General features: G+C 36.6%; 9 protein-coding genes and 2 pseudogenes. 5 read left to right on the plus strand and 6 right to left on the minus strand.

From position 1 onward, the window contains the following. Positions 1-211 (plus strand): hypothetical protein (locus tag HMPREF0849_RS10680; RefSeq protein WP_000600401.1); only part of this gene is annotated, 211 nt, incomplete at its 5' end. Then, on the plus strand, positions 204-806 hold the full coding sequence (locus tag HMPREF0849_RS04825) for a 4'-phosphopantetheinyl transferase family protein (RefSeq protein WP_001061742.1): 603 nt from the start codon (positions 204-206) through the stop codon (positions 804-806). The genes HMPREF0849_RS10680 and HMPREF0849_RS04825, both read left to right, overlap by 8 nt. Before the next feature lie 499 nt (positions 807-1305). Here HMPREF0849_RS04825 and HMPREF0849_RS04830 read toward each other — a convergent pair whose 3' ends face one another. The 6 genes and pseudogenes from HMPREF0849_RS04830 to HMPREF0849_RS04860 all read right to left on the minus strand — a co-directional run bounded on the left by HMPREF0849_RS04830 (position 1306) and on the right by HMPREF0849_RS04860 (position 7348). Further along, positions 1306-2562, minus strand: a complete 1257-nt coding sequence (locus HMPREF0849_RS04830) for an ISL3 family transposase (RefSeq protein WP_033605379.1) — start codon at positions 2560-2562, stop codon at positions 1306-1308. A 96-nt stretch (positions 2563-2658) separates the two neighbouring features. Beyond that, positions 2659-3159, minus strand: a pseudogene (locus tag HMPREF0849_RS04835) (transposase); the annotation flags it as partial. 125 nt (positions 3160-3284) lie between these two features. Next, positions 3285-4636, minus strand: a protein-coding gene (locus HMPREF0849_RS10270; RefSeq protein ID WP_156798281.1) for an IS3 family transposase whose coding sequence is annotated in 2 segments (ribosomal slippage) — positions 3285-4186 and positions 4186-4636 — 1353 coding nt in all. Because the reading frame shifts where the segments join, the coding sequence is not laid out codon by codon here. Between the two features lie 85 nt (positions 4637-4721). Continuing rightward, positions 4722-5477, minus strand: coding sequence for an ABC transporter permease (locus tag HMPREF0849_RS04850; protein WP_000581954.1), 756 nt, complete (start codon positions 5475-5477; stop codon positions 4722-4724). 10 nt (positions 5478-5487) lie between these two features. Continuing rightward, positions 5488-6396: an ATP-binding cassette domain-containing protein gene (locus HMPREF0849_RS04855; protein ID WP_000859673.1), complete on the minus strand. Its 909-nt coding sequence runs from the start codon at positions 6394-6396 to the stop codon at positions 5488-5490. Between the two features lie 142 nt (positions 6397-6538). Further along, entirely contained in the window at positions 6539-7348 is an 810-nt protein-coding gene (locus HMPREF0849_RS04860) for a Cof-type HAD-IIB family hydrolase (RefSeq protein ID WP_000593596.1), read from the minus strand. A 146-nt stretch (positions 7349-7494) separates the two neighbouring features. Here HMPREF0849_RS04860 and HMPREF0849_RS04865 point away from each other — a divergent pair, with 146 nt between their 5' ends. From HMPREF0849_RS04865 to HMPREF0849_RS10540, 3 genes and pseudogenes are all read left to right on the plus strand, one after another. After that, complete coding sequence (locus HMPREF0849_RS04865; RefSeq protein ID WP_000049666.1) at positions 7495-7956, plus strand: MarR family winged helix-turn-helix transcriptional regulator; 462 nt, start codon at positions 7495-7497, stop codon at positions 7954-7956. Beyond that, positions 7949-8368: an EVE domain-containing protein gene (locus HMPREF0849_RS04870; RefSeq protein WP_001138491.1), complete on the plus strand. Its 420-nt coding sequence runs from the start codon at positions 7949-7951 to the stop codon at positions 8366-8368. Before HMPREF0849_RS04865 ends, HMPREF0849_RS04870 begins: the two co-directional genes overlap by 8 nt. Positions 8369-8474: 106 nt before the next feature. Next, positions 8475-8695, plus strand: a pseudogene (locus HMPREF0849_RS10540) (exonuclease); the annotation flags it as partial.

Below are 8695 nucleotides of genomic sequence, written 5' to 3' on the forward strand. Positions count from 1 at the left end.
AATGATTTTAGGCTTATTAGGATTGAATAATTTATTTAAAATACTTTCCAAATATATAAATTCAGTGGTAGAAATTTATATAGAATTTTCCGTCACAGTGGATTATATGATATTATCTGCCATTATTATCATTATAATCTATCAATTATCGTTATTTTCAACCTATAGAACTTTTAATAAAATCAAAATCAGTGAATTAAATTATGAATAACTTAAGATTTACTTCTATTTTTGATTTATCCGAAATAGAATATATAAGATATTTAGGTATATGTAGTTCATTTAGAAGAAAAGTCATCAAAAGTTATAAATATATTGAGGACAGATATAGAGCTATTTGTGGTGAAAAATTGATAAGGGAAGTGATTGAAGAAGTTGATAAGATTCCAAAAGAGGAGATTATCATATCTATTGATAAATATGGTAAACCATTTGTTTCGGAAAGCAATATATATTTCAATGTTAGTCATTCCGGAGAGTTTGCTGTGATTATCTTTGATTCTACACCAGTAGGTATAGATATAGAAATAATGAAAGATTTAGATTTTGAAACAATTTTAAAGGAATTTGCTACTGAATGTGAAATACAACAATTTTATAAAAGTAGTTCCCCCAAAAAATTTTTTTACCAGCTTTGGACATTGAAAGAATCTTATTTCAAATGTAAAGGTACCGGAATTACAAATTTAAAAGAGACTGAGTTTTTTATTAGCGATTCTGCTATTATTTCAAATAAACTAGGATATACTTTCGAAACAAATATTTTTTTTGATAATTATATGGTGTCTTACTGTAAAAAATCATAGAATTATTTGTAAGTTATCAATACCTGATATATAACAAATAGGACATTGAAATTATAAGTTTTGTTGTATGAATCAATTCTGAAAGTCACATTTTGTCACAATTTGGCGTTTTTGTAAAAATATTTCACTATTTTTGACTATATTCTAGAATATGATATATCAATTACCTGCTTTATAACTTTTTGAGACCTATCAACTTCGTGACGATAATCTCTAGTTATTCCTGAAATTAAGTTTCTAAGCGAGATAAACCTTGATAATACGTGGCGATTTTTCTTTTTATGAAACTGAAAGCAGTTGATTTAAATAGCTTTCTAGAGTACGGAATTGATTCGTATTCATTTTGACATTAAGATCTATCTATTTAACAGTGTTTCGATAATAGTATTTTAGAACAATATTGAGACTGGGACAAAAGTCCTCATATATAACAAAAAACAACGGATTTGATGCCGTTGCTTTTTGGGCTCTTTGTCAACTGTAGTGGGTTGATGAGAAGTTATAATCTGGAGAGGACCAAATCAGTCCTCTCCTTTTTGATGTTCAAAGCGATGAGGATTCTAGTTTTAAAATTGTCAAAGTTGCGAAAGCCGAAAGCGTTTCGCTTGATGACTTTGATGAGGTTGTTAGTAGCTTCTAGTTTTGCGTTTGAGTAGGGCAGTTCCAGTGCGTTCAGGATCTTATCCTTGTTTTTCAAGAAGGTCTTAAAAACAGTTTGAAAAATAGGATTTACATAAGAAATGGTATCTTCAATGAGTCCAAAGAAATGCTCAGTTTTTTTCTCTTGAAAATGAAAAAGCAGGAGTTGGTAGAGTTTATAGTGTTCTCGGAGTTCTTGAGAGCAAGAGAGAAGTTTTTCTAGAATCTCTCCGCTGGTCAAGTGCATGCGAAAAGTTGGTCGATAAAAACGTTTATGGCTGAGTTTACGGCTATCCTGTTGAATGAGTTTCCAGTAGCGTTTGAGTGCCTTATATTCGTGCGATTTTCTATCCAACTGATTCATAATTTGGATGCGTACGCGATTCATTGCTCGACTGAGATGCTGGACAATATGAAAGCGAGCGAGAACGATTTTAGCATTTGGAAAAAATTTTCTAGCAATATCGTAGTAGGGGATAAACATGTCCATGGTAATGACTTTCACGCGACTTCTTACCTGTCTAGAATACCGAAGGAAATGATTGCGAATAGTTGCTTGAGTCCGTCCATCTAAGATAGCTATAATCTTTCTGGAATCGAAATCCTGTGCAATAAAGCTCATCTTTCCCTTCTTGAAGCTGTATTCATCCCAGCTCATGTGCGCTGGAAGGCAGTTAAGGTCAGTCTTGAACTTGAATTCTTTCAATTTACGAATGACGGTGGAAGTAGAGACAGCTAAGCTTTCAGCGATGGCTGTCATAGGGACTTTCTCGATTAGTTTTTGAGCGATTTTCTGGTTGACGATGGCTGCGATTTGGTGATTCTTCTTGACTAAGGAAGTCTCTGCGACCGTCATTTTCCTACAGATTTTACAGCGGAAACGGCGCTTTCTCAATCGAATGAGAGTCTTGTAACCCGCACACTCTAAATAGGGGATTTTTGATTCTTTCTGGAAGTTATATTTAGCCATTTGTCCTTGGCAGTGAGGGCATTTAGGAGCAGGATAATCCAACTTAGCGATGATTTCTTTATGAGTTCCAGCATCTAGAACATCCAAGATTATGATGTTAGGGTCTTTTATTCCCAGTAAGTTTGTGATAAAATTGAACTGTTCCATAAGAGTCTTTCTAATGATGGTTTTGTCGCTTTTCATTATAGGTCTTATGGGACTTTTTTTCTACAACAAATAGGCTCCATCATTCCTATAGTGGTTTTACCCACTACAGAAATTATAGAGCTTAAAAATTCTTTTTTTGAAGTTTTCAAAGTTTCGAAATCCAAATGCATTTCGCTTGATAAGTTTGATGAGATTATTAGTCGCTTCCAATTTGGCGTTAGAATAGGATAGTTGAAGGGCGTTGACGATTTTCTCTTTGTCCTTTAGAAAGGTTTTAAAGACAGTCTGAAAAAGAGGATGAACCTTCTTTAGATTTTCCTCAATGAGTCCGAAAAATTTATCAGCTTCTTTACTCTGAAAGTGAAAAAGCAGGAGCTGATAGAGATCATAGTGGTCTTTCAAATCTTCTGAATAGCTCAAAAGCTTGTCTAGAATCCCTTTATTTGTCAAGTGCATGCGAAAAGTAGGGCGATAAAAACGTTTATTGCTGAGTTTCCGACTATCTTGTTGGATGAGTTTCCAGTATCGCTTAATAGCCTTGTATTCATGAGACTTTCGATGAAACTGATTCATGATTTGGACACGCACCCGACTCATGTCGAATGTGTAAGTTTGTTAGAGAAACGTGGATAATCCTCAAAATAAAGAAACTAAAACTCCATTATTTTAAGATGAAAACTAAACTGTTTTTTGTACCGACCCCAAAAGGTTAGACAATTAATTTAAGCGAAGGATTTAGTTCTGTACTGCACAGGACTAAGTCCTTTTAGTTTGACCTTAATTCGTTTATTGTTGTAGTAATCAATATAGTCTACAATAGCTTGTTCAGGGTCTTCTAAAGAACTAAAGTTCTTCTCATAACCATAAAACATTTCGGATTTCAAGATGCCAAAGAAGGACTCCATCATTCTGTTGTCTGGGCTGTTGCCCTTGCGTGACATGGATGGCTGAATTCCCTTACTCTCTAGGAACCGATGATAAGAATCGTGTTGGTATTGCCAGCCTTGATCACTATGGAGAATAGTATTTGTGTAATGATCCTCACTGAAGGCCTGGTTTAACATAGCTTTTACTTGTTCTAAATTAGGCGAAGTAGAAAGATTAAAAGCAATAATTTCGCTGTTAAAGCCATCTAAAACTGGTGATAAGTAAAGCTTTTGAGTACTTGCTGGAATGGCAAACTCTGTCACATCCGTATAGCACTTTTCCATTGGCCTTGATGCTTCAAACTGACGTTGAATGAGATTCTCTGCTTTCTTGCCAATCTCTCCTTGGTAGGAAGAATACTTCCGTTTACGACGAATTCGAGCTGTTAGACCAAGGACCGTCATCAGACGTTGAACTTTCTTATGATTCACTACAAAACTGCGATTTCTTAGTTCAAGAGTAACTCTACGATAGCCATAATTTCCTTTGTGCTCAGTAAAAATAGCTTGAATTTCAGCTTTAAGGTCTTTATCTTTGTCAAGCCCATCTAGTTCCTTCAACTGATAGTAGTAAGTTGAGCGAGCTAAACGTGCTGCTTCAAGAAGTAAATCTAGTCGAAATCCTCTTGAAACCATTTCTCTAACTGTCTCTGCCTTTCTCGCTCTATTGCTTCGTCCCTTTCCTCTAACTCGTTTAACTTTTTTAGGTAGGCAACCTCAGTCTGTAAGCGTTCATTCTCCTCTTGAAGTCGCTCTAGTTCTGTCATTTCTTCCCAAGTTTTCTTCCGTTTACGTCCCATTTTAGCTGGTCTCCCTCTTGTTTTCTCAACAATAGTATACCCGTTTTTCTTGTATTGCGCCAGCCAATTTGAAAGCATTCCTTGGTTTGGGAGAGCATAATCAAGGCTGACACTTCTTTGCGAACAACCTTCAAGAAGAACTTTATAAATCATTTCTTGTTTTAGTTCTGGAGAATAGTATCGATTCTTTCCCTTGTTAACGATTTCTATTCCATAACGATGAATCAATTTAATCATGTACCTAAGATTAGAATTGTTTATCCCAAATTTATTTGAAAGCTTCTCTAAGCTATATCCTTGTTTTCTAAGTTCATAGATCTGAACTTTATCATCATAAGTTAATTTCATAGTAAAAACATCCCAAAAGTTAGATTTTTCTGTCTAACTTTTGGGGCGCAGTACACTCTCTATAGGCACAGAGGACGTCATTTTTTTATAGACTTTTCTTTTTGAAAACTGTCAGTCCACTTAGATTAAAGATTACAATAACAGCTAAGCTAACTATAAGTGTGTAGAAAATTGACTCACTATTAGCAGTCATAGCATAAGTAAACTGTAATGATAAATATGGTAAAATTTTGATATTTGGAAAAATGAGCATTGGCATAGAAAGTATGATAGAGCTGACCAAATAACCAATAAATACCGCTAGATAAGAGTGACTAACATAGAGAATGAAGGAAACGATGGAAAGCCAAGCAAGGAGACAAAGGAATTGAAGGGAAATGGTTATCAATAGATTGCCAATAAATCCATCAGGCATGGTCCCAAATCCATTTAAGATAGTTGCTGGAATAAAGGCAATAACAAGGCTAACGATAAGTTGTAAGAAAGCGATACTAGCAAGTACAAAGGTTTTGGCTAGGAAAAACTCGGTACGAGAAACACCCACTGTTAAATTATTTTTATAGAGTTTGCCGATTAAATCAACTCCAAGAACGAGGCATGCCAGGACGATGCAGAGAAAAACTAGGTTTGAACCATTGCTAGACGCGTTGATAAGAGCTTGGACGCCGTCCCAACCTTTGGTCGGAAATTCTGTTTCAGGTGTAGTATTTACTGACATTAGATGTCCTGTAGCTCCGATAGTAGCACCCATTAACATAAGTGCAAAGAGAATGAATTCTGTAATCCAGAATCCTTTGGAGCGGAAAAGACGGTAAAAATCTGCTTGAATGGTGTGTATCATGATTTTTCTCCTATTCTACCAATTGTGTGAAGTATTCTTCTAGGTTTTGACGGGCAAAGTAAATCTCATCAATAGCAACATCGGCCAAAGTTAGTTGCTTAAGAATCTGTTTGACATCTTGTTCATTACCAAAGATATGGATTTCATTTTCAGGATTGACAACCTTAAATTGGAGTTGGATTTGTTCTTTCAATACCTGACAAGCTCTTTCTTTATCGCTTGTTTTAAGCACAATATAATCCTCACTCAGTGTTTCAAATTCAGCTTTACTGATTTCACGGATAATCTTACCTTGATCCAGAATACCAAAGCGATTAGCTAAAAGATAGAGTTCTGACAAGATATGACTAGAGATGAGGATAGTTATGCCTTTTTCTTGATTGAGTCGCTGGATCATGAGACGAAATTCTTTGATTCCAATCGGATCGAGACCGTTAATAGGTTCATCAAGAATCAGGAAGTCGGGTTTTGATAGGAGGGCAATGGCGATGCCAAGTCTTTGTTTCATTCCTAGTGAGAAATCACGAAAGACTTTTTTCCCTGTATCTGACAAGCCAACATAGTCCAAGGTTTCATGAATCACCTTATCAGCATTTGGAATATGACGTATCATACAATAATATTTAAGGTTTTGATAAGCTGTTAAGTGATTATGGGCTACAGGTGATTCGATAACAGAACCCACTCGAGATAAAGCCTTGGTCCACTCATTTTGTTCTTTGCTAGAAAAGAGGGAAACTGTACCTTTGTCCGCAAACAATAATTGTGTAATGATTTTGATAAGAGTAGTTTTACCAGCTCCGTTTTTTCCGATTAGTCCATAAATATCTCCCTCTTTTATGGTTAGACTAAGATCTTGAAGAATAGCTTGGTTACCAAATTGTTTGGTCAGTCCATGAATTTCGAGTACTGTTTTCATGATTTTCTCCTTTTGATTTATTTTTCTAACTTTAGTATAAGGTATAGAAATCAAAGAAAGTTCAAGTAATTCTAAAGAGTTTCTAAAGTTTTGTAATTCTTAAAAGAAACAAAACCCAGTTGATATGAACTGGGCTTCTCAATTATAAAATATACTTCTCAATGGCGCGTGCAACGCCGTCTTCTTCGTTGCTAGCTGTAACGTCATTAGCAAGGGATTTGACATGATCACTGGCATTTCCCATAGCAATGCCAAGCCCTGCAAACTGAAGCATTTCGATATCGTTATTGGCATCGCCCATGGCCATAATCTCTGAGGGCTCGATCTTCAAAATCGCTGCTAGTCGAGAAAGAGCAGTAGCCTTTGTCGTTCCAAGTGGCATGGCTTCATAAATAACAGGCTGCGAACGAACTCCACTGAATCGTTGGCAGAGTTCCTCAGCAAACCGCTGCTCAAAATCGTCTGTTTGCTCTTTTGTTCCTAAAAACATGCCTTGGAACATCCGATACTTGCCACTAGTCGCATCCTCAAGGGAGATTTCAGTCAGGTCTGAAAAGACTAGCTTGGCATCATTTTGAACAATTTGATTAGGCTTGCCACCGAGGACAAAATAATGTTCCTCATCAAAAAGAGTTAACTGGACGTCGCTTTTTTCTGCTAAGTCATAGAGGTATTCGATATCAGCTGGACTGAGTTCTTGCCAGTCCACTAGACTCCAGTCACTGGTCTGGTGGGTTGAACAACCGTTATTAACAATGACGTACTCGTTCTGGAGGTCCAGTCCTAGTTTTTTATAGTAGGGGAGGACACCGAAAAGCGGGCGACCCGTACAGAGAACCAGCTTGACACCTTTTTCAATAGCTTGGTGAATGGCAGTGATGTGGGCTTGCGGGATTTCCTTGGCTTCATTGAGGAGGGTTCCGTCCATATCCAAGGCTAGTAGTTTAATCATAAGACTTCCTTTTCTATGTGTTTTGCTTTTATTATAGCATATAGACTATAAAATGTCTGACAGAATTGTAACATTTGACTTTCCTTTTCTTGAAAAACAAAATAAATTCTTATATAATATGTATACTTAATATTTTAGGAGAAAAAATGTCAAAGTATCACTTTAATTCAATTTACAAAAATGATGAAACAGAGTCTACAGGTCTTCTGTTCATCAAAGTCTACAACAAGTGGGAAAGCAATTTAAAAAGAGTCTTGAAATCGGTTGGCCTCACTTTGCCCCAATTTATCGTTTTAACCTCACTCCTGTTTCTGTCTAATAGAGAGGAATATGTAACGCAAGTTGATATTGCTCGGTTCACTGGTATGGATGTCATGACGGTTTCCCAGATTGTTAGGCTACTGGAGAAGAAAGACTACATTAGACGCGATCAACACCCAAAGGATAGTCGGGCAAAACTGGTCTCAGTGACGAAGTCTGGCGCGGAGAAGGTCAATCAAGCTTTACCTTTAGTAGAAGGTGTTGATGAAGAATTTTTTGAAAAACTATCTAACGATAGAGAAGTTTTTAATCGCTTTTTAGTAGAGTTGGAGGATAAAAATGCCTAGATATTGGGTCGGAGTTGTTTCGAAGAACCATGTTTTAAGAGGAGTTGAAGGGAATTTTTGTCAGGTCTGTCATGGAAAGGGCGGTCCCTTAAATCGTATGAAAAAAGGTGACTATCTTTTATACTATAGCCCAAAATACGATATGAACGGTCAAGACAAGTTACAGGCTTTTGTGGCCGTGGGTAAAATTATAGACGACAAGGCCTATCAAGTAGAGCAGTTTGAAGGATTTTTCCCCTTTAGACGAAATGTCGAGTATTATCAACCAGTCAAAGATTGCTCCATAGAAATAGCTAGACAACATCCTGAATGGAAAGATTATAGTTCTCGACTCCGTTATGGGCATTTTGAAGTTTCCAAAGACTTTTTCCTCTATATCTTTCAGCATATGAAAGTGGATGATGAGGTATGATTGATTTCCTAGTTAAATGATTGTCAACTAGAATTTTGAATTTGGACTGTGAAGCGAACTTTGCTATAATAGAGTAAGAAACTTTGATAAACCAAACGAGGCTGAGATGAAATTACTGTATACTGATATTCGGACTTCTTTGACAGAAATTCTAACCAGAGAGGCAGAGGAGTTGGTTGCTGTGGGCAAGCGGGTCTTCTACATTGCCCCCAACTCTCTTTCTTTTGAAAAGGAACGCGCCGTGCTGGAATGCTTGTCCCAGCAGGCTTCTTTTGCGATTACCGTTACGCGTTTCGCTCAGATGGCTCGTTACCTGGTTTTAAATGA

Origin of the sequence: Streptococcus sp. C300 (genome assembly GCF_000187645.1) — a bacterium.
GTDB classification, from domain to species: domain Bacteria; phylum Bacillota; class Bacilli; order Lactobacillales; family Streptococcaceae; genus Streptococcus; species Streptococcus oralis_CQ.

Bases quoted from the DNA above. Each gene is read 5' to 3' on its own strand.
- HMPREF0849_RS04825 (WP_001061742.1), top strand. From the start codon at position 204: ATGAATAACTTAAGATTTACTTCTATTTTTGATTTATCCGAAATAGAA.
- HMPREF0849_RS04830 (WP_033605379.1), bottom strand. From the start codon at position 2,562: ATGGAACAGTTCAATTTTATCACAAACTTACTGGGAATAAAAGACCCT.
- HMPREF0849_RS04850 (WP_000581954.1), bottom strand. From the start codon at position 5,477: ATGATACACACCATTCAAGCAGATTTTTACCGTCTTTTCCGCTCCAAA.
- HMPREF0849_RS04855 (WP_000859673.1), bottom strand. From the start codon at position 6,396: ATGAAAACAGTACTCGAAATTCATGGACTGACCAAACAATTTGGTAAC.
- HMPREF0849_RS04860 (WP_000593596.1), bottom strand. From the start codon at position 7,348: ATGATTAAACTACTAGCCTTGGATATGGACGGAACCCTCCTCAATGAA.
- HMPREF0849_RS04865 (WP_000049666.1), top strand. From the start codon at position 7,495: ATGTCAAAGTATCACTTTAATTCAATTTACAAAAATGATGAAACAGAG.
- HMPREF0849_RS04870 (WP_001138491.1), top strand. From the start codon at position 7,949: ATGCCTAGATATTGGGTCGGAGTTGTTTCGAAGAACCATGTTTTAAGA.